At 53.4% G+C, this 23,052-nt stretch carries 19 protein-coding genes; all 19 read left to right on the forward strand.

Features of this window, described 5'->3' with window-relative positions:
- Positions 1 to 56: 56 nt before the first annotated feature.
- Entirely contained in the window at positions 57 to 1,952 is a 1,896-nt protein-coding gene (gene nuoL / locus KQX66_RS17960) for an NADH-quinone oxidoreductase subunit L (RefSeq protein WP_216794164.1), read from the forward strand.
- Positions 1,942 to 3,573 carry a complex I subunit 4 family protein gene (locus tag KQX66_RS17965; protein WP_216794165.1) on the forward strand — a complete coding sequence of 544 codons (1,632 nt, stop codon included), beginning with the start codon at positions 1,942 to 1,944 and terminating at the stop codon, positions 3,571 to 3,573. Before nuoL ends, KQX66_RS17965 begins: the two co-directional genes overlap by 11 nt.
- Before the next feature lie 4 nt (positions 3,574 to 3,577).
- Positions 3,578 to 5,092 (forward strand): NADH-quinone oxidoreductase subunit N, encoded by a 1,515-nt coding sequence (locus KQX66_RS17970; protein ID WP_216794166.1) that lies wholly within the window; start codon positions 3,578 to 3,580, stop codon positions 5,090 to 5,092.
- A gap of 203 nt (positions 5,093 to 5,295) precedes the next feature.
- On the forward strand, positions 5,296 to 7,815 hold the full coding sequence (locus tag KQX66_RS17975) for a S8 family serine peptidase (RefSeq protein WP_216794167.1): 2,520 nt from the start codon (positions 5,296 to 5,298) through the stop codon (positions 7,813 to 7,815).
- Between the two features lie 76 nt (positions 7,816 to 7,891).
- Complete coding sequence (locus KQX66_RS17980; protein WP_054972593.1) at positions 7,892 to 8,143, forward strand: DUF1146 family protein; 252 nt, start codon at positions 7,892 to 7,894, stop codon at positions 8,141 to 8,143.
- Positions 8,144 to 8,288: 145 nt separating this feature from the next.
- Positions 8,289 to 9,614: a UDP-N-acetylglucosamine 1-carboxyvinyltransferase gene (murA, locus tag KQX66_RS17985; RefSeq protein ID WP_216794308.1), complete on the forward strand. Its 1,326-nt coding sequence runs from the start codon at positions 8,289 to 8,291 to the stop codon at positions 9,612 to 9,614.
- Positions 9,615 to 9,779: 165 nt separating this feature from the next.
- Positions 9,780 to 10,835 carry a stage II sporulation protein D gene (gene spoIID / locus KQX66_RS17990; protein WP_216794168.1) on the forward strand — a complete coding sequence of 352 codons (1,056 nt, stop codon included), beginning with the start codon at positions 9,780 to 9,782 and terminating at the stop codon, positions 10,833 to 10,835.
- Between the two features lie 67 nt (positions 10,836 to 10,902).
- Positions 10,903 to 11,634 (forward strand): M23 family metallopeptidase, encoded by a 732-nt coding sequence (locus KQX66_RS17995; RefSeq protein ID WP_216794169.1) that lies wholly within the window; start codon positions 10,903 to 10,905, stop codon positions 11,632 to 11,634.
- A gap of 192 nt (positions 11,635 to 11,826) precedes the next feature.
- A complete protein-coding gene (gene spoIIID, locus KQX66_RS18000; protein WP_216794170.1) occupies positions 11,827 to 12,114 on the forward strand; it encodes a sporulation transcriptional regulator SpoIIID in 288 nt (95 codons plus the stop codon).
- 280 nt (positions 12,115 to 12,394) lie between these two features.
- Positions 12,395 to 13,393, forward strand: coding sequence for a rod shape-determining protein (locus KQX66_RS18005; RefSeq protein ID WP_127462355.1), 999 nt, complete (start codon positions 12,395 to 12,397; stop codon positions 13,391 to 13,393).
- A 15-nt stretch (positions 13,394 to 13,408) separates the two neighbouring features.
- Positions 13,409 to 14,302, forward strand: a complete 894-nt coding sequence (locus KQX66_RS18010; RefSeq protein ID WP_216794171.1) for a flagellar hook-basal body protein — start codon at positions 13,409 to 13,411, stop codon at positions 14,300 to 14,302.
- A gap of 57 nt (positions 14,303 to 14,359) precedes the next feature.
- Entirely contained in the window at positions 14,360 to 15,235 is an 876-nt protein-coding gene (locus KQX66_RS18015) for a flagellar hook-basal body protein (protein WP_216794172.1), read from the forward strand.
- Between the two features lie 28 nt (positions 15,236 to 15,263).
- Complete coding sequence (locus tag KQX66_RS18020) at positions 15,264 to 15,482, forward strand: DNA-directed RNA polymerase subunit beta (RefSeq protein WP_253957239.1); 219 nt, start codon at positions 15,264 to 15,266, stop codon at positions 15,480 to 15,482.
- 129 nt (positions 15,483 to 15,611) lie between these two features.
- Positions 15,612 to 16,133: a CDP-alcohol phosphatidyltransferase family protein gene (locus KQX66_RS18025; RefSeq protein ID WP_216794174.1), complete on the forward strand. Its 522-nt coding sequence runs from the start codon at positions 15,612 to 15,614 to the stop codon at positions 16,131 to 16,133.
- Between the two features lie 168 nt (positions 16,134 to 16,301).
- Positions 16,302 to 16,745: a 3-hydroxyacyl-ACP dehydratase FabZ gene (gene fabZ, locus KQX66_RS18030; protein ID WP_216794309.1), complete on the forward strand. Its 444-nt coding sequence runs from the start codon at positions 16,302 to 16,304 to the stop codon at positions 16,743 to 16,745.
- 35 nt (positions 16,746 to 16,780) lie between these two features.
- The gene (locus tag KQX66_RS18035; RefSeq protein ID WP_438804198.1) at positions 16,781 to 18,493 is read left to right on the forward strand and encodes a phospho-sugar mutase; all 1,713 of its coding nucleotides are present in this window, start codon (positions 16,781 to 16,783) and stop codon (positions 18,491 to 18,493) included.
- A gap of 33 nt (positions 18,494 to 18,526) precedes the next feature.
- A complete protein-coding gene (locus tag KQX66_RS18040; protein WP_253957240.1) occupies positions 18,527 to 20,572 on the forward strand; it encodes a DUF5693 family protein in 2,046 nt (681 codons plus the stop codon).
- Positions 20,548 to 21,672, forward strand: coding sequence for a polysaccharide pyruvyl transferase CsaB (gene csaB, locus KQX66_RS18045; RefSeq protein ID WP_216794177.1), 1,125 nt, complete (start codon positions 20,548 to 20,550; stop codon positions 21,670 to 21,672). The genes KQX66_RS18040 and csaB overlap by 25 nt, the downstream gene beginning before the upstream one ends.
- A 220-nt stretch (positions 21,673 to 21,892) precedes the next feature.
- The gene (locus tag KQX66_RS18050; protein ID WP_216794178.1) at positions 21,893 to 23,011 is read left to right on the forward strand and encodes a glycosyltransferase family 4 protein; all 1,119 of its coding nucleotides are present in this window, start codon (positions 21,893 to 21,895) and stop codon (positions 23,009 to 23,011) included.
- Positions 23,012 to 23,052 lie beyond the last annotated feature (41 nt).

Consider the following 23,052-nt stretch of genomic DNA (forward strand, 5'->3'; position numbering starts at 1 on the left):
AGAGATCGTGTTCTTAGGCAAGCTTGCGGCAATCTCTTGGAGGAGGACTTAAGCCCATGGTATCGGCTTATTCGCAATACGCTTGGCTCATCCCGTTGTTCCCTTTGCTGTCGTTTCTCATTTTAACGGCGGTAGGGCGCAGCTTGCGGGAGACGGGCGCTTATATCAGCATAGTGGCCGTGTTCGCTTCGTTCGCGCTGTCCGTCCTTATTTTCTGGGAGCGGATCGGCGGGAACGTCGAAGATTTCACGTGGAACAAATTGCAATGGCTCCATCTTGGCAACGTTACATTGAACATGGGCTTCGAGGTTACGAATTTGAATGCGCTCATGCTGGTCATCGTGACCTTTGTCAGCTTGCTTGTCAATATTTATTCCAAAGGCTATATGCACGGGGACGAGCGAATTAATGTGTTTTTCGCTTATATCGCCCTGTTTACGTTCTCCATGCTCGGGCTTGTCACCTCGGAGAACCTGGTGCAGTTCTACATATTCTGGGAGCTGGTCGGCGTCTGCTCGTTCCTGCTCGTAGGTTTCTGGTATTTCAAGCCGGAGGCTCGGGCGGCCGCCAAGAAGGCGTTCATCGTCACCCGGATCGGCGACGTCGGGTTGTTTCTCGGCATTCTGCTGCTGTTCTGGGTTATGCCGGGCCATGCACTCGACTTTAGCTCGATTCATAATGCGCTGTCCGGCGGAAAAATTTCCGGCGATATGGCGACTTGGATCGCCATCTTGATCTTCATCGGCGCCATCGGCAAATCCGGCCAATTCCCGCTGCACACGTGGCTTCCGGACGCGATGGAAGGTCCGACGCCAATCAGTGCGCTGATCCATGCCGCGACGATGGTTGCCGCTGGCGTGTATCTCGTAGCGCGGACGTTTGACATTTTCACGGCATCGCCCGTGGCTTTGACCGTGGTCGCTGTGGTCGGGGCGTTCACGGCGATATTCGCCGCCACGATCGGTACGGCGCAGAACGATATTAAGCGGATTTTGGCCTATTCGACGGTCAGCCAGCTCGGCTACATGATGATGGCGCTGGGCATCGGCACGACCGTGGCGTATACGGCCGGCATTTTCCACTTGTTCACGCATGCGTTCTTCAAGGCTCTGCTGTTCCTCGGCGCAGGCAGCGTCATTCATGCTGTGCATACACAGAACATTCATGAGATGGGCGGCGTCGGCAGCAAAATGAAAATTACGGCGTGGACGTTCGCCATCGGCGCGCTTGCGCTCAGCGGAATCGTGCCGCTGTCCGGCTTCTGGTCCAAGGATGCGATTCTTGCCGAAGCGTATAACACCGGACATACCGGATTGTTCTGGGTCGGGCTGATCGCAGCGTTTTTTACGGCATTTTATATGTCGCGCCTGTTCTTTCTGGTGTTTATGGGCAAGTCCCGGCAGAAGGAGAGTCACGGTCCGGTTCACGAATCTCCCGGCTCCATGACCTTCCCGCTTATCGTGCTGGCGGTTCTTGCCGTCGTGGCCGGCTTCGTCTTTACGCCGTTCAATCCGTGGCTGGGCTCGTGGCTAACCGGACATGCGGAAGAAGAGCATGCTTCCTGGTTCGTCATGGTGATGTCCAATGTCGTCGGTTTGCTAGGGATCGGACTGGGATATCTCGTCTATCTCAAACGCGTGATTTCGGCGGATGCCTTCACGGCTGGCGCGCCTTGGTTGTACCGGCTGCTTAACCGCAAGTATTACATCGATGAGCTGTATCAAGCGATCATCGTGCGTCCGCTTCAGGGCATCGGGTCTCTGCTGCACCTGTTCGACGTCTATGTGATCGACGGCGTCGTTCGTTTGGCCGCCTACACCGTAACCGGCCTCGGACGTCTCGGGTCCCGGATGCAGAACGGACAGGTACAATCGTACGGGCTGATTACGCTGCTCGGGCTGTTGATTTTGATGCTGGCCATTGCGGGAAGGAGGTTCATCGATGTCGGATAGTATTCCTATTTTATCGCTCATCGCTTTTTCACCGCTCATCGGTGTGCTGATCCTGATGTTTACGCCCAAGACGCAGGGCCAGTGGATCAAAGCGACGGCGATTGTCGCGACGCTCATTCCGCTGGTGCTGTCCGCCTGGCTTTACGGGCAGTTCAACCATAATCTCGAAGGCATGCAGTTCAGAGAAGAGGTACCGTGGATCCTCGTTCCGCTGAACAAAGAGACGCAGGGACTCAGTCAGTTGACAGCCTACTTTTTTGAGTTCAAGTATACGATGGCCGTTGACGGCCTTTCGCTGCCGCTCGTCTTCTTGACCGCGATTGTCGCAACGATGGCCGCGCTGGCGTCGGTGTACATCAAGAAACGCTGGAAATCGTATTTTATTTTGTTCCTGCTCCTCGAAACCGGTATGTTCGGCGTCTTTATGGCGCAGGATCTGTTCTTGTTCTTCGTCTTCTTCGAGCTGACGCTGATCCCGATGTTCTTCCTGATCGGCATTTGGGGATATATGGACCGGGAGCGGGCGGCGAACAAGTTCTTGATCTATAACGGAATCGGTTCGGCGATTATGCTGATCGCTTTTCTCATCCTCGTCAGTACGGCGGGCTTCGGCCAAACGATGGGCGATAACGGCATTTCGATTCATTATTCCGGGGATATCAACGTGATTATGGAGCATCTGTTCCAGAGCGCGGATTCGTATGTGAATCAAGGCGATCTGGAAGGCAACCCGTTCTATTTAAGCGAAACGATGAAATGGGTGCTGTTTCTGATGATGCTTGTGGCCTTCGGCATCAAGCTGCCGATTTTCCCGTTCCATACGTGGATGCTGAAAGTACATACGGAAGCGCCGCCGTCGATCGTTATGATTCACTCCGGCATTTTGCTGAAAATGGGCGCTTACGGCTTGATCCGCTTCGGGATTCTGCTGTTCCCGCAGCAGGCGGTGCAGTGGGCTGCCGTACTGGCGATTCTCGGTGTGATCAACATCGTGTATGGTGCGATTCTGGCCTTCGTGCAAAAGGAGTTCAAGCTGGTGCTGGCTTACTCCAGTATTAGCCACATGGGCATCGTACTGGTCGGCATTGCCGCGTTTAATCCGGCCGGCTTGGAAGGAGCCGTATTCCAGCTCGTCTCTCACGGTCTCATCTCGGCGCTGCTGTTCCTGCTTGTCGGAAGCATTTATGAGCGCACGCAGACGACGGAGTTAGACCAGCTTGGTGGCTTGGCCAAATCGGTGCCGTTCATTTCCGGGATTCTGCTTGTAGCCGGGATGGCCTCGCTCGGTCTGCCCGGGTTGTCCGGCTTCATCGGCGAGTTTCTGGCCTTCCTGGGCTTGTTCGAGAAGTATAAGATCATTACGGCCGTCGGGGCGCTTGGGATCATTCTGGCTGCGGTCTACGTGCTTCGCGGGGTGCTCGGTATCACATACGGACCGCAGAAGACGACGCTGCCGGAGATGCGGGACGCACGGCTGATCGAAGCGATTCCGATGATTGCGCTTGTCGCTTTCATCGTGGTACTCGGGATTTACCCGGGCGTGCTGAGCAATCCGCTGCATCAAACCGTCAGCAGCTTCGATCAATTCATTCACAGCGTTTCTGCGAAGATAGGGGGTTAGACCGGTGGAACCGATACGTCTTGAGCTAAGTGATCTGGGTCTGCTGGCTCCGGAGCTGACGCTTGTCGCCGCCGCTGTGGTGTTGTCGCTGCTGGATCTGCTGCTGCCGCGTCAGATGAACCGGACCTGGCTGGGCTGGCTATCGCTGGTAGGCATTATTATTGCCGCTGTATTTGCGGCCGGGCAGCTCAATCCTGCAGAACCGAAGCAGCTGCTGAACTTCAGCTATCGGATCGACGATTTTGCGGCCATAATGAAGCTGGTGCTGCTGGCGGGAGCCGGGCTGATTACACTAATGAGCATCGGCTCGGTAAAAGAAGATGAAATTCCACACATCGGCGAATTTTATTACTTGCTTCTGCCGGCGACGCTCGGCGGTATGATTATGGCTTCGTCCGGCGATCTGATCACCATCTTCGTCGGCTTGGAGCTGCTCAGCATCACCTCGTATATTTTGGTAGCCATGCGCAAAAAAGACAAACGCTCGAACGAGGGGGCTTTCAAATACCTTGTGCTGGGCGGCATATCGTCAGCCGTCATTCTGTACGGCATGTCCTTCTTGTACGGCATGACGGGCTCGACGGTGATTAAGGAGATTAACGCGGGACTGGGGGCAGCGTCCCATGGAATGCTTCCGCTCGTTTATTTAAGCTTTTTCCTGCTGCTTGCGGGCTTCGGCTTCAAAGTGGCGGCGGCGCCGTTCCATATGTGGGCTCCGGATGTATACCAAGGAGCTCCGACGCCGGTTACCGCTTTTCTGGCGGTCGTGTCGAAGGCGGCGGCATTTGCGATTTTGTTCCGGTTCATGTACAACGTTTATGCGATCGGGGATCTGATGAATCTCCCGTTCCATCAGGACGTCCTGCTATCGCTAATGGTCGTGGCGGCTGCTGCAATGATCGTCGGTAACTTCATTGCTTTGCGGCAAACGAACATGAAGCGGCTGCTGGCCTACTCCGGGATTGCCAACTCCGGCTACTTGATGGTGCCGATCGCGATTCAGTTCTCGATGATGCATTATTCGAATTTCGCCGAGTTCGCTTTTTACCTTATCGCCTATCTGTTCATGAACATCGGGATTTTCGCGGTGCTGATGATCATCGAACGCTCGACGGGCGACGATGAGATCAAAGGATTGGCCGGTTTGTACTACCGAGCGCCGGGAACGGCTGTCGCAGCCGTGCTGCTGGTGCTGTCACTGGCCGGGCTGCCGATGTCCGGAGGCTTCTTCGGGAAGCTGTACATTTTGCTCGGCACGCTGCAAACGCAGCATTACTGGCTTGCGGCGGTCATGATCGGAACGAGCGTCGTTTCGTACTACTTCTACTTCGGCTTGATCCGCCAAATGTTCATGCGCAGCGAAGACGGAGCGCAGCCGATCCGCACGAGCGTTCCGCTTAGCGTAACGATGTGGCTGTGCGCAGCCGCGAGCGTAGTGCTCGGCTTGTTCCCGCACTGGGTGCTCGGCTACTTGGAACGCATCTTCTCACTTACGCAGGATTTGTTCATATTTAGCTAGTCCGGGTGGACGTATTTCTCCACTCGTCCATGTGATACCCCGCTTTTCCTTGACCGGAACGGCGGGGTTTTTCGGCGTATATGTCTGAATGGTGAAACTTTGCTCTCAGGTTTTCAATTCCAGTTGCAGGGATTCGGCATAAAGCTTAGAATGAGATAATGGGGTTAGGCTGAAGAAAATCATGATAAAGGATTCTGAATGCGATGAACGGCATAAATCTTAAACATACCATATACTCATCATGCTTAGGCCTCACGATTTTCCTCACCATCACCGGTACGGTTTATGCCTTGGAGGCGGACGATCCGTTCTATGCCAAGCAAACTTACCTTAAGCAAATTCATATGAACGAAGCCTGGAATGTGACGCAGAGCAACAGCGGCATGATTATCGCGGTCGTTGATACCGGAGTAGATTTGGCGCATCCCGATTTGAAGCCCAATTTGCTGCCGGGCGTCAACCTGATTCATGCGAAACAGCCGCCGGCGGACGACAACGGCCACGGCACCAACGTAGCGGGTGTCATAGGCGCTGTGGGAAATAACGACCGGGGCGTTGCCGGCATGCTGTGGAACGCCCGGATCATGCCGATCAAAGCGCTTGAAGCGGACGGGTCCGGTGGCGAGCAGAAGCTCGGCGAAGGGATTCGCTATGCCGTCGATCATGGCGCCAAGATTGTTGTTCTCTCGCTCGGCCTCAATAAATACTCCGCCTACATGAACGATATCGTACGGTACGCGGAGGAAAGAGACGTGCTGCTGGTAGCCGCTACGGGCAACGAAGGCAACCGCGTCAAATATCCGGCGGCGTATCCTACCGTCCTCGCGGTTGGCGGAGTGAATGCCAACGGTGCGGTGAACGACTTGTCCAACACGGGACCGGAGGTCGACGTCGTCGCGCCTTGGGATGTGTTCACGACGGCGACCGGCGGTTCGTACGAAGCGAAGGACGGCACGTCGATGGCTGCACCGCAAGTCGCAGCTGCCGCCGCACTGCTGTGGGGACGGAATCCGGAGATGAAAGCGTATCAGATTCGTCAATGGATTCGCCAAACGGCGGAGGATCTAACCGGAAAAGGCTGGAATCCGCGTACCGGCTACGGCTTGCTTCGGGTAGACCGATTGCTCAATGAGCCTTATTTGGCCGATATGTACGAACCGAATAACCGTAAGGATCAGGCCAAAGTAATCTCCGCCAGCAAAAAAATTACCGCATCCTTCTCGGACGGCACGGACAACGACTGGTATGCCACGGATGCTTCCTACGACGGAACCGTAAATGTTACGCTGGAGCTCGATAGCAGCTTGTCTGTAAATGTACAGCATACGGACGCTTCCGGTGTATTGACGACCAAAACCGTGCAAGGAGGCCAGACGGTTCCGTTCAAAGTATCCAAGGGGCGCAGTTATTTTCAACTCCAGCTTAGCGATCGCAACCGCAAAGGGGAAACGCCTTACGGACTGACGACTTCCTTTGACATCTACCGCGATCCGTACGAAGACAACGACCGCCAGTTCAAAGCGTACGTGCTGCCTTCCCGGAGCGTGAAGGTCAAGGGGACGTTCCACCAATACAATGATGTGGACTGGTACGAGTTCCCCGTTACCCAAACCGGTTCGTTGCGCATTCATGTGACGACCGATACGGCGCGAATCGACCCGGTGCTTCTTGTTCAAAAACAAGGAGAGAAGTCGGTGACGATCGACGAAGGGGACGACGGCGCAACGGAGTCGTACTCCTTGCCCGAAGTGTTTCCCGGCACCTACTACATTCGGGTGACCAACGTGAAGGATTATACGAACCCGGTTGTTGGCGAATACACGCTTGCGATCGAGTACGACGCGAAGCTGATCGATCCGAACGAACCGAATAATCGTTCATATCAGGCGACTGCCATCTCGATGGATACTCCTTATAACGGCCTGCTCGATAAGTCGGACGACGTCGATTGGTTCCAATTTAAGGTGGAAGAGGACAGCTTCGTTCGGGTCGGACTTAGCGACATCCCTTCCGGCGTGAGCATGTATATGCATTTATACGACGGGTCGATGAATTCGATGGCAACCTCGATGAACAACAGCTCAGCCGATTCGCAGGAATTGTCCGGCCGCTTCAAGCCGGGGACGTACTATCTGAAGCTGACTTCCAACCGGCCGTTCGATAACCGTATGTATCAGCTTCTCGTTAACGCCAAGCCGCTGACCGGCGGCTATACCGATATTCGAGGGCATTGGGCGCAAAATGCGATCTTGAATTTGACCGGCAAACAGGTCATTAACGGATACGACAACTATACGTTCCAGCCCGACCGGCCGATTACCCGTGCCGAAGCGACGGCGGTCATTTCACGGGCGTTCCGGCTCGAAAAGCAAAAAGCGGTCAGCTACTCAGACTTGCCGGCGACGCATTGGGCCTATGATCATGTGGCCCGGGCGACACAGGCGGGCATTATCGAAGGTTACCCGGACCAGACGTTTGCGCCGGACCAGCCGGTCACTCGCATGGAGATGACGGCGATGCTGGCACGCAGCATGAACATGACGGGCAAACGAAGAGGCGCCCTTCCGTTCACCGACGTGGATGAAGAGTATTGGGGCACCGGTCTGCTCAAGCAGATGAAAGCCGAGGGACTGGTCGGCGGCTATGCGGACGGCTCGTTCCGGCCCGAGCAGCAGGCGACCCGGGCCGAATTCGTCCAGCTGTTGATGGGGATTCTGAAATAAACCGGGTCCGGAAGCGGTCAATACGGCTTTTCCGGACCGGCGGGACACTTCGGTGAAAGCGGGGAATGCTTTTTCCATGGATTATTTGGATCAAATGAGCGCGTCGATGGGACTCAAGGGGATGATCAACATTGTGGTCGTCCTGGTATTCATCGGCGTTTCTTGGTGGGCTCTGCAGGAGCTGAAGCTGGAGACGATGCTGAGACGTCCCAAAAGCGCCCAGGCCAAAATGCTGCAAATCCTGCTTTCGATCGCGCTAGGGTATCAAACCGCCCGCTTCGTGATCGACTATTTGGAGTGGTCGACCTGGTTCTCCGGAATGTTCTGAAAAAACATTTTTTCGAATAACCGAGGAGAATGTTGTCAACAATGGTTAGTACAACCGTTAAAAAATCCGCTCGGGCCACGAATGGTATCGTGACCGGCTAAAGACTATGCAACCGCAAGCAGAAATTACGCGGAGGGGGATCATGATGAGCAAAATAATCGTCCGCGGCGGCAAAAAGCTATCCGGCAGGGTCAAAATAAACGGAGCGAAAAACGCTGTCCTGCCGATCATCGCAGCCTCGATCTTAGGAACGGATGGAGTCAGCGTCATTCACGACGCGCCTCCCCTGGATGATGTCCTTGTCATTAACAAGGTGCTTGAAAGTCTGGGAATCAAGATTGAATATAAACACGAAACGGTCCGCATCGATGCATCCAAAATCGATACGTGCGAGGCCTCCTATGATCTGGTAAGAAAAATGCGGGCGTCGTTTCTGGTCATGGGCCCGCTGTTAGCCCGTGTCGGCCAAGCGCGCATATCGCTGCCTGGAGGATGCGCTATCGGTACGCGTCCGATCGACCAGCATCTGAAAGGCTTCGAAGCGATGGGCGCAGAGATTGAGCTCGGCCAAGGGTATATTGAAGCGAGGGTGAGCGGACGATTAAAGGGAGCTAAGGTGTACCTCGATGTCGCCAGTGTAGGGGCGACGGAGAACATTATGATGGCCGCGGCGCTTGCCGAAGGCACGACCTTAATTGAGAACGCCGCCAAGGAACCGGAGATCGTCGATCTGGCGAACTATCTTAACGCGATGGGCGCCAAAATCCGCGGAGCGGGTACGGGCATCATCCGCATCGACGGCGTATCGAAGCTTACCGGTGCAGTACATACGGTCATTCCCGACCGCATTGAAGCAGGTACATATATGATTGCCGCCGCCATCACGAACAGCGATTTGTACATCGAAGGAGCGATCGGCGACCATTTGCGTCCGGTCATTTCCAAGATGCAGGAGATGGGCGTGCAAATTCAAGAAGATGAGAACGGCCTCCGGGTGTATACGGATCGTCCTCTGCGTGCGGTAGATCTTAAAACGTTGCCTTATCCCGGCTTCCCTACCGACATGCAGTCGCAGATGATGGCCCTGCTGCTCATGGCAGACGGGACCAGCCTGGTTACCGAGACGGTGTTCGAGAACCGTTTTATGCATGTGGAGCAAATGCTGAACATGAATGCGCAGATTAAGGTGGAGGGCCGTACGGCGGTTGTCAGCGGCGGCAGCAAGCTACAAGGGGCCAAGGTGTGCGCGACCGACCTGCGTGCCGGAGCGGCGCTTGTTTTGGCTGCGCTTGCGGCCGACGGCGATACGGAGATTACCGGCATTCATCATATTGACCGGGGCTATGTGGATATAGCTGAGAAGCTCAGCGCGCTAGGGGCGGACATTCGCCGGATTCCTGTCGAAATCGTCGATACGGAAGAAGAGGAGCAAACACTCCCGCTGTTCGCTGTGCAGCCAAGCCTTGCTTAACCCTTATGGCTTCTATTCTCTTGGAACGGGAACCGACTCTTTCATTCGGAAAGGGCCGGTTCTCTTTCTTTTGAGGTTCTATTCTATCTTTTCGGTTCATAAGATGGTGGTACCTGCAGCCGCAGCGTCTGATTATGGAGAGCCGAAAGATGGAGGAACCCGTTGATGAAGTACAAGCTGACCCGGACGCAACAATCTTGGATTCGCTGGTTGGCCGTATGGCTGGCCAGTTTCACAGCTGTCGTCGTGCTGGTACCCGGCTTGCTCGTACGCACGGGACCCGGAAAGGAGCCGGAGCCTGCGCCGACTGCTGCAGAGCAGCCGTCCGCAGCGCGGCAGCAGGACGAACTGCTTGTTCCCGTTTACCGGGCAAAGGAGAAGAGAACGGAAAGAATGGCCCTCGAGCAGTATGTGCGGGGAGTCGTCGCGGCGGAGATGCCCATCGAATTCGAGCCGGAGGCGCTCAAAGCCCAAGCGATGGCCGCACGCACCTATATCGTCCGAAGGCTGCTCGACGGCGACCAGAGCAATGTCCCGGATGCCAATGCGCTCGTGACGGATACGATCAGCCACCAAGTTTACGTCACCGACGAGGAGCTAAAGCAGCGCTGGGGCGACGATGCGTTCCTCTCCCGTATGGACAAGCTAAAACGGGCGGTAGAGGAAACAAGAGATCTCGTACTAACCTATCAAGGGAAGCCGATCGAAGCGAGCTTTTTCTCTACCAGCAACGGGTATACGGAAAATTCGGAAGACTACTGGAATTTCAACGTTCCGTATTTGCGAAGCGTACCGAGCCCTTGGGATGCTAAGCTGTCGCCGCGCTATAAAGAGACGGTAGCTTTTACGTCCAAGGAGCTGCAGCGCAAGCTGGGGTTGTCCGGCGCCGTGCCGGTATCGGCCGGAAGCCCTCTAGGCATCAAGGTGATAGAGAAGAGTCAAGGAAACCGGATTAAGAAGCTGTCTATCGGCGGAAAGCTATTTACCGGAAGAGAGGTTCGAGAGAAGCTCGGACTGAATTCCAGCCAGTTTCAATGGACATGGAGCGGCGGAGAATGGCGGTTTACGACATTCGGCTACGGGCATGGCGTAGGGATGAGCCAATGGGGCGCCAACGGGATGGCGATGGAAGGACGCAAAGCGGAGGACATTGTGAAATACTATTATGCCGGCATAGCCATCGACCGGGCTTCCAATCTATTGAAAGGAAAAACTTTCTAATAAAATAGGTTTTTCCGCGTATAAATCTCGCGAACCTGGCAAGAATGGTTAGCGAGGTGATATACAAATGAGTGAACAAAAAAGAGATTTGGTCCAAGAAGAAGCTCCTAAATCTACCGAAGGAGCCCAAAGCGGCACATCGTCATCCTGGAAAAGATTGCTCGCCAAGAAGTGGGTATTTCCGGCAACGTACATAGCAGCTGCGGCAATCATCTTAACGTTAATGTGGTGGTACCAAGGGTCCAGCATCACGAAGCCTGACAAAAACGTCAGTCTTGATGCTACGAAAACCGGTACGGTCACAGGAAACGTCTCGGGTACCGATGCGGTAGCTACCAACGCGAAACAGGAAACGATGCAATGGCCGGTCAAAGAACGCAGCGAACTGGATGTCGTGCTTCCTTTCTTCGATAATAAAGCGTCGAACGAAGTGCGGCAAGCCGCGATGGTCGAATACGGCGACACCTTTACCCCCCATATGGGTATGGATTTCGCAAGACACGACAATCAAGCGTTTGACGTATTGGCCGTCATGGGCGGTAAGGTCACGGCGGTACAGAAAGATCCGGTCGTCGGCAACTTGGTGGAAATTACGCACAGCAACGGGCTTGTTTCGGTCTATCAAAGCCTGGCCGAAGTCAAGGTCGCCAAAGACGCCGAAGTGAAGAAGGGCGACGTCATCGCCAAAGCAGGACGCAACGAGCTGGAAAAAGATCAAGGCAACCATTTGCACTTCGAATTGCGTCAAGGTCAAGGCGGCCCGGCGGTTAATCCGGAGCAATACCTCGGAGATCATTAATATCGGCGGATCGGCAGGCAGAGGATCGTTTCCTCTGCCTTTTTGTTTTCGCGGAACGGATGCTCTTGCGAAAAAACGCTTGTCCTTGAAATAATTGTTCGCTGCGGGCTTGTCAGCCTTCCGAAACAAAGAATATAAGCGTGCGCCCCTCATATAATGTACCAAACTAACTCGAGTAGGGAGGCGAGGGGAGTGCACGATTACATCAAAGAGCGAACCATTAAGATAGGCCGCTGCCTGGTGGAGACCAAGCATACGGTTCGCACCATAGCCAAGGAATTCGGCGTTTCCAAAAGCACGGTGCACAAGGACTTGACGGAACGTCTGCCGGAAATAAATCCGGAGCTTGCCAATCAGGTGAAGCATATTTTGGAATATCATAAGTCCATCCGTCACCTGCGCGGGGGAGAGGCCACCAAGATTAAATACCGGAAAACCCGCAGCCCGAAGGCGCAAGATAAGCTCGTTACCGTTAAGTAAACCGGCCCCGCTGCAGGGCGCGTTTCCAGCCGTACCGTGAGCTGTATTTCCCAACGCGGAGGTAGGCCTATAGCCCTTGGATGCCAATGGGCCTCCGCGCCGCTGACGGTACGCCCCTTCTCCCGAACCGGCCGGAGACGAAGCGATATTTGTCGAAAAATCGTTCAAAAAAAAGAGGAATTTTGAAATACATGGCGAATTTACCTAAGTAACGTATATAATAGAAGTGCCACTTCTTTTACAATAAGGATGGACGGTTGGTTAGGGAGGATCAATAGGAATGTTAAGCAAGGATATCGGCATAGATCTCGGGACTGCGAACGTCCTGATTCATGTGAAAGGTCGGGGCGTTGTCCTGGATGAACCGTCCGTCGTCGCCATCGAAAGCGATATAAAGCGAGTGCTGGCCGTAGGCGAAGAAGCGCGCCGCATGGTTGGCCGGACGCCTGGCAATATTGTGGCGATCCGTCCGCTGAGAGACGGCGTTATTGCCGACTTTGAAATAACGGAAATGATGCTGAAGTATTTTATCAATAAAGTCGGCGGGAAGAACTGGTACAGTCACCCCCGTATTTTGATTTGCGCTCCGACGAACATCACGTCAGTAGAGCAGAAAGCGATTCGGGAAGCGGCCGAACGGAGCGGGGCGCGCGAAGTGTTTTTGGAAGAAGAGCCTAAGGCTGCGGCCATCGGCGCCGGAATGGATATTTTCCAACCGAGCGGCAACATGGTCGTAGATATCGGCGGAGGTACGACGGATGTGGCCGTATTGTCCATGGGCGACATCGTTACCTCCTCTTCTATTAAAATCGCAGGGGACAAGTTCGACTCTGCCATTATGAAATATATTAAAAGCAAGTACAAGCTCTTGATCGGCGAACGTACAAGCGAGGATATTAAAGTCCGCATCGGAACGGTGCATCCGGACGGCAAGCGCGAGACGATGGATATCCGCGGCAGAGATATGGTGAGCGGACTGCCGTTAACGGTGACCATCAATTCGCAGGAAATTCAAGAAGCGCTGTCGGAGCCGGTATCGTCTATCGTGGCGGCTGCCAAGAGCGTGTTGGAACGCACGCCTCCGGAGCTTTCGGCCGATATTATCGACCGCGGCGTTATTTTGACCGGTGGCGGCGCGATGCTGCACGGCATCGATCAATTGCTGGCGGACGAGCTTAAGGTGCCCATCCTGATTGCGGAAGATCCGATGCATTGCGTTGTAAAAGGAACCGGCATTATGTTGGACAACCTGGATAAAGTAACCAAGCGCAAATTTTAGGAGGGTAACCATTCGATGTTAAGAGGCCTGTATACCGCCGCTTCCGGCATGATCGCACAGCAGCGCAAGCACGATATCGTTACCAATAATATTGCCAACCTCAACACCCCCGGCTTTAAAAGCGGCAACGGAATTAACCGGTCGTTCCCGGAAATTCTCATTTCCCGGGTACGCAGCGGCAAGGACGAACCGGGTTCGGTGCCTGTCGGCCGGATTAATACAGGGGTTATGGCGGAGGAGAATGTTTCTCTGCATGCGCAAGGCGATATTCAGGAAACGAAGAACCCTTTTGACTTCGCCTTGATTTCGGATATTCAGGTGCCGGGTGCCCGTTTTGACAGCTCAGGCAAGTACGTGGATCAGAACGGACAACGGGTGATTCAGCCCCAAGCTTTCTTTACGATCTTGAATGCGGCCGGCGAACAGCGCTATTCCCTGAACGGCAAGTTTTCGCTGGATGCCAACGGACGGCTGATCGATTCCGAAGGCCATTCGGTGTTAGGGCGCGATGGACAACCTATCGTGTTGATGGATGCGGGTACGCCGGTCACGAATTTCCGCATGACCCGGGCGGGACAGTTCACCAATGCAGAAGGCCAACCGATATTGGGGGCGAACGGACAACCGTTGTCGCTGCTTATTACCCGGGTGGAAGATCCGAACCAGCTGGTCCGCGAGGGCAACGGGCTGTACCGCATAAATGCCCAGGATCAAGGAGCGTTCCGGCCGATTGACGCTCAAGACCAGGTTGAAGTGCGGCAAGGCTATGTCGAGCGCTCCAACGTGGATTCCAGCCAGTCCATGGTCGATATGATGTCGGCTTTACGGGCTTATGAAGCTAACCAAAAGATGGTTCAGTATTATGATAAAAGTATGGAGAAAGCAGCCAACGAAATCGGCCGCGTCTAATCTGCCATTATATATAGCTCGTCCAGCTGAGAAACACCCCTTACAGGAGGAGTTCACGTGAATCATTCGATGATCAATTCATCCGTTTCGATGCATGCGCTTCAGCAAAAGCTCGATCTGCTTGCGAATAATATGGCCAACGTCAACAATACGGGCTATAAACGCCGGGAAGCTTCGTTTCAAGACGTGTTGACCAACGTGAAGCAGCAGCCCCGCGGTTTTCAAAAAGAAGGCCGGCTTACGCCGCTTGGATACAACCAAGGATGGGGGGCCAAGCTTGCGACAGCTCAATTGAATATGAGTCAAGGCTCGCTGAAGCCAACGAACAACCCGCTTGACGTGGCGATAGAAGGGGAGGGACTGTTCGAAATATCCACCGCTTCCGTAGATGCAGCGGGCAATCCGGTAAGAGAAACCCGTTGGACGCGAGACGGTTCCTTCGAACTCTCGCCTTCAGGCGATCCGCAAAACCCTGACGGCCTGATCTTGACTACCAAGGACGGTCATTACGTGATGGGGGCCGACAACAATCCGATTCGCGTGCCGAACAACCACCAGATACAAATTCAAGCGGATGGAACGATTCTGGCCCATGATGAAGCGGATCCTAATGCGGAGGCGGTTCCGGTCGGGCAAATCAAAATGGTGCGCGTGGTTCGTCCTCAGCTTTTGCAGCAGCTCGGCGATAATGTGTTCGGGTTGCCTTCCGACATTACGGCTCAGCAGCGGGACGACATCTTGGAGCCCGTAACGGTGGGGAACAACACGGTAGACCCGATTACGGTGCGTCAGGGCTTTTTGGAGCAGTCAAATGTCAGTCTTGCAGACGAAATGTCCGAGCTCATCATGGTTCAGCGGGCGTTTCAGTTAAATTCCCGCGCAGTAGCATCGTCCGATCAAATGATGAACTTGGCCAATAACTTGCGTGGCTAACGGCATTACGCAAAGCGAGGTAGGGAACTTGAGCGATAACCGAAAGAAGGCGCCTGCAGAATCGAAAAGATGGAAAAAAGCGGTTTTTACGTTCCTGAAGTGGACGTGGATTCCGTTCACCGGCATAGTGGCGCTTTTAGTAGGGCTTGCGATCGGGTACGTTTATATAGGAAAACAAGATATTCATGAGGTTTTCAATTTGAATACGTGGCGTCATGCGTTTGATTTGATCTTTGCCGATACGTAGTGATAAACTCCCGGGTAAGGGAGTTTTATTTTTTTCCTCATAAAGGTATAATGTATGGATGGGAAGCGTTACAGAGAGAGAATCGAGCTGCGCCGATAACTTAAGCGGCTCAGAGGGGGACGCTATTTCGTGTGGAACTTGCCCAATGTACTGACCGTATGCCGCTTTGTTTTGATTCCCGTCTACCTTGTGGTATTTGGAGCAGGATATACTAAAAGCGCCTTTTTCGTCCTGCTTATTGCGGGGCTTACCGACGTACTGGACGGCTACATCGCACGGAAACGAAATTTGGTCACCGAGCTTGGCAGCATGTTGGACCCGCTCGCGGACAAGCTGATGATGATCACCGTCATCTTGTCTCTGGTTTTCTCCCAGATGATTTCGTGGCAAGCTGCAGGAGCCATGTTTTTACGGGACGCGGGCATGATCGTAGGATCAGCGATTTTTCATTTTCGGGGCAAAAAGACCGTTCCGGCGAATGCGATGGGGAAATTGACGACCGTCTTGTATTATGTTGCCATTCTACTGATCGTTTTCGAGCTTCCGTACGCTCATGCGTATTTATGGTTTGTCATCGCCGTATCGTTTGTCACCTCTATTATTTATATTCTTCAGTTCAAGCTGCTGAACAAACGTGGCTTGCATTCATAAGGGAACCCTATTCGAAATAAAAAGAGCTCACGCCCGGATTCACCTTACCGGCAAATCCGTACATAAGCTCCCTTATATCAACCTTCACTGCTGCAGCTCATGAAGGGACATTTGTATTGTAAGTTGAACCAGACGTTTTTATACTCACTCAGGAAAGGAGCATCTGCCTTGTTAGATGCCGTTCAAATTCAAAAGATCATTCCGCACCGTTACCCCTTTTTGTTGGTGGACCGCATAGTAGAAGTTGAAGCGGGCGTGAAATCCGTAGGTATTAAAAATGTAACGATCAACGAACCATTTTTCCAGGGACATTTTCCGGGATTTCCCGTTATGCCGGGGGTGCTGATTGTCGAAGCTCTTGCGCAGGTCGGTGCCGTAGCCCTATTGCAACTGGAAGCAAACCATGGGAAAATCGGGTTGCTTGCAGGAATCGACAATTTCCGTTTCCGCGGTCAAGTGAAGCCGGGAGATACGTTAACGTTAGAGGTAATGATTACACGATCGAAAGGCATCATCGGCAAAGGGCAGGCAACAGCCAAAGTCGGAGATAAAGTCGTCGCGGAAGGCGAAATCATGTTCGCGCTTCAAGAGGATAACACCGACCATAATTAACATATATACATAAAATTTCGGGTAGAGGAGATGGAATGATGAATACGGGGAAGCATGTACAGGAGCAATACGAGCTTTGGTTGAAGGATCCGGCAATTGACGAGAGCACCAAAGAAGAGCTTCGACAAATTGCAGGAGATGCCAAAGAAATCGAGGATCGGTTTTATCGCGATCTGGAATTTGGAACCGGGGGCCTGCGCGGCGTCATTGGGGCCGGTACGAACCGGATCAACGCGTATACGGTAGCCCGTGCCACCCAAGGGCTCGCACAGTTCATGCTTGCTTCCGGCAAAGGATCGCTTTCCGCGGTCATTGCCTACGATTCCCGGAACCAGTCGCCAGAATTTGCGCTTGAAGCGGCTAAGGTACTGGCAGGCAACGGAATCAAAGCGTATGTGTTCGAATCGCTTCGTCCGACGCCGGAGCTCTCGTTTGCCGTCCGGTATTTGAAGGCCGACGCCGGCATCGTTATCACGGCGAGCCACAATCCTCCCGAATATAATGGTTATAAAGTATACGGAAACGATGGCGGACAGCTTGTTCCGGAGCAAGCCGAGCAAGTCATTGCTGAGATCCGCGGAGTGCAGTCGTTTGCCGACGTGAAAAGAAAGTCGCGTGCGGAGGCCGAGAATGCCGGTTTGCTGCAATGGATCGGCGAGGCGGTGGATGCCGAATACATTCGTGCGGTCACGGCCATCAGCCGCAATCCGGAGCTTGTGAAGCAGACGAGCGACAACTTCCGCATCGTGTTCACACCGCTGCATGGAGCAGGCAATTTATCCGTGCGCGCGGCATTGGCCGGCATCGGCTTCGATCAGGTGCAGGTGGTTGCCGAGCAGGAACAGCCGGATGCCAACTTCTCCACGGTCAAGTCGCCGAATCCGGAGGAACGGGAAGCGTTCGCCTTGGCAATTAACGAAGCCAAGAAAACGGACGCGGACATCATTATCGGTACGGACCCGGATTGCGACCGGATGGGCGCGGTTGTGAAGGATGCGAACGGCGAATATTTCGTGCTGACGGGCAATCAGTCGGGTGCGATTATGGTCGATTACCTGCTCAGCAGCCGCAAGGAGCGCGGTGAGCTTCCGGCGAACGGAGTCGTGATCAAAACGATCGTCACCAGCGAGATGGGAGCGGTCATTGCCGAGCATTATGGGGCTAAAGTATTGAACACGCTGACAGGCTTCAAATACATCGGCGAAAAAATGACACAGTTCGAGCGGACCGGAGAAGCCGAATTTTTGTTCGGCTATGAAGAAAGCTACGGTTATCTCGCCGGCAACTATGCACGCGACAAGGATGCGGTAATCGCGTCGATGCTGATCTGCGAAGCTGCAGCTTATTACAAAAGCCAAGGCAAAACCTTGTACGATGTTCTGCAGGAACTGTATGCGCGTCACGGCTACTTCTTGGAAAAGCTCGAATCGCGCACGCTCAAAGGCAAGGATGGCGTCGAGAAAATCCAAAGCATCATGAGCGATTGGCGCAGCGCTCCACCGGAAGTGCTTAACGGATTGCAGGTCGTTAAGGTTGAGGACTTCTCTCAAGGATTGTACGGACTTCCGTCGGAAAACGTCCTTAAATATACGCTTGAAGACGATTCTTGGTTCTGCCTCCGCCCATCGGGCACGGAGCCGAAGATCAAAGTATACTTTGCCGTTCGAGGCACCTCCGCGCAGGCCGCTTCCGAAGCGATCGAACAACTGGTGCAGACAGTTATGTCCCGCGTGGACAATCACAACTAACTTTGGGAGTGGGCAGTGTTGAAGGGAACGTACATGAAATGGAATCAACGGGCGCTTAAATGGTTGTGGTGGCTGGTTATCCTTGGGATGCTGGCTGCCATCCCCGTAGCGTTCGAGCGGAATGAGACGGAGCAGAAAACGGGACGAAAGGTAGAGTTCGTCTTCGATTACCGCAATTTGCTGGAAATATCCGATTTGCAAACGGATCCCCGCAAATTCGTATTGGAGCAGTTGGACGAGATGAAGCAGCATGGGATTCAATCCATGGCTGTCTATGAAGCGACTCTCAACGAGCTGAAGCTGAGCCGCCGCATTGAGCTGTTTACATCGCATGAAGCGTCCGCTTTAACTCAGACACCCATTTCGCCGAATGAAAACTTTACGTATCTTTTGTTTGCGGAGAAAGAATCCGAGCAGCAGCTTCAGCCGATGATTCAGAAGGCTTTTGCCGAGTTGAATGTAAACACGAGAGCATGGAGCTACAAAAATCAGCCGGGCCTGATCATCGAGATGTCGATGGAAGATGCGATGTTGAAAACGATGGACCCGGATCCGATCACTTTGCAGCTGCTTAAGGAAAAAGGGTACACGATTGTCATCCGGCTATCCAACCGCCGGGCTTTTGACGAGGCCCGCTTGGATGAGCTGCTGGGAAGACTGAAGGCTCTCGGAGTGAAGCGAATGATTATCGACGGCGAGACCGTACCCGGTTTCGTAAGCGATAAAGATTTGCACAATATCGAGTTGATGGCCGAGCTCATGAAAAAGCACCAAATTGGCTTGGCCTCGACCGAAGCCCTGTATCAAAAGACGCCGCCGCGCGGCTTCAACAGCATCGCGAAGAAGATCGATTACAACGTGGTCCGGCTTCACCCGCTCACGGAATCCGACTCCCAGAAGCTGACGGAGAATATCACTCCGCAAGAGCTAAAGGGCCGCATTCAAGATTATGCGGACCGGTTTTTGCTGGCGGTAAAGGATCGCAACATCCGGATGATCTTCCTGCATGCCAAAGCGGTAAAGAGCACGGATAAAGGGAAAATCGTTCATCCGCTCGATTCCATTTACTTGACGTTGAAGGGGCCGGACGGGGTTATTCCTCAGATTCATAAGATCGGCTATCAAACCGGGCCGGCTACGGCGTTTGTACCGGTGCATTCAGGCTGGCAGCCGATTGCCAAGGCACTGTTGTCGATTGGAGCCATCGCTTTAATTGCGCTGACGATCTCTTACTTCGTCCCTGAGCTTGCACTAGCTGTCTTTTTGATCGGATTGGTGGGCTCTGCAGGGATGTATGTGTGGAACAACAGTTTATTTTCGCAAGCGTTAGCGCTTGGCGCAGGAACTTGCGCACCGACTCTCGCCATGATGTTTGCGATCCGGACGGCGCGGAATAAGCTTAAGCGCAAAGATGAAAAAAAATGGCTATTTGCTGCGATACTTCTTTTGAGGACCACTCTTCTTTCGTTAATCGGTGCTCTATTTATCGTAGGGCTGCTGAATCAAATCACGTATTCATTGGTACTGGAGCAATTCCGCGGCGTCGGCATCCTGCATGCGGCTCCGATCGCCCTGACGGTGCTGTATTGGCTGTTGTTTAGCGATGAAACTTCTTATCGGGATAAAGTGCAGCGAATTCAAGGCTTCCTTCACGCGAATATTCGTGTTCTGTGGGTCATTGTCGCAGTAGTCGTCGCGGCAGCAGGCTATTATTACATTTCGCGTACCGGCAATGAGGGGCAGGCATCGTCGTTCGAACGGTATTTCCGATCCTTCCTTGAAAATACGCTCGGCGTGCGGCCGCGGACGAAGGAGTTCTTGATCTCCCATCCGCTGTTCCTGCTGGGAGCTTACTTGTGCTATAAGTACCGCAGCGCGCTTCTGCTTGTTCTGATCGGCGTGATCGGTCAAGCTTCGGTCGTGGATACGTTCGCGCATCTGCATACACCACTCGTCATTTCGTCGATTCGCGTCGTCTACGGCTTGGCTTTCGGCCTGTTGATCGGAGCAGTCTTAATTGTAGTCTGGGAAATTATCGCAAGGAGTTGGCAGCGTTGGGTACCCCGGTTAAGCGAATAGTATTGTCCGGTTACTACGGATTCCATAACAGCGGCGACGAGGCCGTGCTGCAATCGATTTTGCTGGCTTTGAAGGAACAAGGAGAACGACAGGGCGTAACATTCGTCCCTGTCGTTCTGTCCATAAACCCGGAGGAAACGGCCCGAACCTACGGCGTTGAAGCCGCTCACCGGATGCGCCCTGCCGAAGTATGGCGGACGCTGCGAGGAGCCCACGGGCTCATAAGCGGCGGCGGCAGTCTGCTGCAGGATGAAACGGGGACCAAAACGATCCCGTATTACATTGGAATTATCCGGCTTGCTCAATGGCTTCGAAAGCCTGTATTTGTTTATTCACAAGGCATCGGTCCGGTGCACCGGCCGTCTTTCTATGGATGGATCCGTTCGGCCTTCAATCGATGTGCGTTTATTTCTGTTCGAGACGACGAATCGAAAGCGCTGCTGGGGCGAATGGGTGTTCCTGCTGACCGTGTTGAAGTGGTGCCGGATCCGGTGATGGGGTTATCGCTTCGCGAGCAAAGGGACCCCAAAGGCGATACGCATAGGAAGCCTGTGATTGGGGTATCCGTCCGATTCTGGAACGAAGATCGCTCAGAGCTGCAGGCTGTTGCCGATGCGCTTAAGCTTGTATTGGAGCAATCGGATGCGCATATTCGTTTTCTGCCGTTTCACTTGCCATCCGACGAGCAAGCTTCCTTGTATGTGATGGAACATATGGGGGAACTCTACAAGGAGCGGATGAGTATAACCCCTCCGATTAACCATCCGCAGGATATGCTGGCGGAAGTTGCTTCTTGCCAGGTGTTGGTTGGGATGCGTCTTCACTCCTTGATATATGCGGCCGGTCAATTCGTCCCTATGGTTGGCGTGTCGTACGATCCGAAGATCGATCAATTTTTGAATCGTCTCGGGATCAAAGCCGCTTGCAGTACCCAAAAGCCAGATGCGAACGCGCTGGCCGAAGAGACCTTACGGCTGTGGAACGGCGTAGAAGCATGGAAACGGGAGAAACAGCCGGCCATTGAACGGCTGAAAGTCGAAGCCGGGCGTCCGGCGGAACGAATCGCTTCTTATTATGCCAGTCAACATAAAGGAAATTAATAAGGCTACGCTAAGCAATAAATATGTGCTTGTTTTGCCGTAATTCGCAGTGAAAGTGAATCGTAGAGAGGAAAATGTGCGGAAACCTGATAATCCCTATGAAAACCACCTGAAAACCGCCCAAATTGCCTAAATTCATGATGGTATTTCAGAAGCCGTCAAGGTATAATTTGAAGTGTTTGGGGTTTTGTCATAGAAAAAAGGGGCTGTGAAAACACACATGAACTTGTTATACGGTATCGGCTTTGTTGCTGCTTTACTGATCGCATTGCTGATGACACCGCTGGTAAAACGCTTTGCTTTTTGGGTTGGCGCCGTAGATGCGCCGAATCATCGCAAAGTACATAGCCGGATCATGCCGCGACTCGGCGGATTAGCTATTTTTATTGCATTCATCGCAGCTTATTTCGTTGTTTCTCCAGCTATAAATACATTAAAAACGGACGTTGTTTTCGGTCTGCTGGTGGGCGGGGCGATTGTCGTATTGATCGGCGCCCTGGACGACCGGTTTGACCTGTCACCCAAAATCAAATTGCTTGGTCAAATTTTGGCTGCCAGTGTAGTAGTCTATTCCGGGGCTGTGATCGATTTGGTCAACCTGCCCTTCGGCGATGGGGCCGTTTCTTTAACATGGCTTGCCGTTCCGCTGACGATCTTCTGGATCGTGGGGGTGACCAACGCGATTAACCTGATCGACGGCTTGGACGGTTTGTCCGCCGGGGTGTCGGGGATTGCGACGACGACGATTCTGGTGTTGGCCCTGATGATGGGGAACGTTACCGTCGCATTGCTGTGTGTCGTACTGCTCGGCTCTATCGCCGGATTTTTGTTCTACAATTTTCATCCGGCCAAAATTTTCATGGGCGACTCGGGAGCGTTGTTCCTTGGGTTTTGTCTGGCTACGCTGTCCGTGCTCGGATTTAAGCAGGCGACCGTCGTATCCTTGCTGGTACCCATCATGATCTTAGGCGTCCCGTTGTCCGATACGTTCTTCGCCATTATGCGCCGGTGGGTCAATAACCTGCCGATCTCGGCCGCGGATAAAAGCCACTTGCATCACTGCCTGCTTCAGCTTGGCTTCAGCCATCGGACAACAGTGCTTATTATATACGGTATTGCCGTGTTCTTCGGCTCGTCCGCCGTGCTGCTTTCCTTCATGTCGGAGCAGGATGCGTTATGGGGCGCCGTGATTTTGATTGCGATTCTGCTCTTTGTGCTGGTACTTGGCGCGGAAGCGATCGGCATCATCAGCAAAACCAAAAAACCGGTGCTTCATTTTTTAAATAAAGTTCGTGTTAAAACGATGCAGCTCAGCACCCGTTCCCGGATGTCGAAATGATGATTTAGCATCAAATGCGACACCTGTAACACGTGAATAAG

The sequence above is a fragment of the Paenibacillus oleatilyticus genome (genome assembly GCF_018998565.1).
Classification (GTDB): domain Bacteria; phylum Bacillota; class Bacilli; order Paenibacillales; family NBRC-103111; genus Paenibacillus_G; species Paenibacillus_G oleatilyticus.

Excerpts from the sequence above, each read along its gene's own strand:
- nuoL (WP_216794164.1), top strand. The coding sequence starts at position 57 with ATGGTATCGGCTTATTCGCAATACGCTTGGCTCATCCCGTTGTTCCCT.
- KQX66_RS17965 (WP_216794165.1), top strand. The coding sequence starts at position 1,942 with ATGTCGGATAGTATTCCTATTTTATCGCTCATCGCTTTTTCACCGCTC.
- KQX66_RS17975 (WP_216794167.1), top strand. The coding sequence starts at position 5,296 with ATGAACGGCATAAATCTTAAACATACCATATACTCATCATGCTTAGGC.
- KQX66_RS17980 (WP_054972593.1), top strand. The coding sequence starts at position 7,892 with ATGGATTATTTGGATCAAATGAGCGCGTCGATGGGACTCAAGGGGATG.
- murA (WP_216794308.1), top strand. The coding sequence starts at position 8,289 with ATGAGCAAAATAATCGTCCGCGGCGGCAAAAAGCTATCCGGCAGGGTC.
- spoIID (WP_216794168.1), top strand. The coding sequence starts at position 9,780 with ATGAAGTACAAGCTGACCCGGACGCAACAATCTTGGATTCGCTGGTTG.
- KQX66_RS17995 (WP_216794169.1), top strand. The coding sequence starts at position 10,903 with ATGAGTGAACAAAAAAGAGATTTGGTCCAAGAAGAAGCTCCTAAATCT.
- KQX66_RS18005 (WP_127462355.1), top strand. The coding sequence starts at position 12,395 with ATGTTAAGCAAGGATATCGGCATAGATCTCGGGACTGCGAACGTCCTG.
- KQX66_RS18010 (WP_216794171.1), top strand. The coding sequence starts at position 13,409 with ATGTTAAGAGGCCTGTATACCGCCGCTTCCGGCATGATCGCACAGCAG.
- KQX66_RS18035 (WP_438804198.1), top strand. The coding sequence starts at position 16,781 with ATGATGAATACGGGGAAGCATGTACAGGAGCAATACGAGCTTTGGTTG.
- KQX66_RS18040 (WP_253957240.1), top strand. The coding sequence starts at position 18,527 with ATGAAATGGAATCAACGGGCGCTTAAATGGTTGTGGTGGCTGGTTATC.
- KQX66_RS18050 (WP_216794178.1), top strand. The coding sequence starts at position 21,893 with ATGAACTTGTTATACGGTATCGGCTTTGTTGCTGCTTTACTGATCGCA.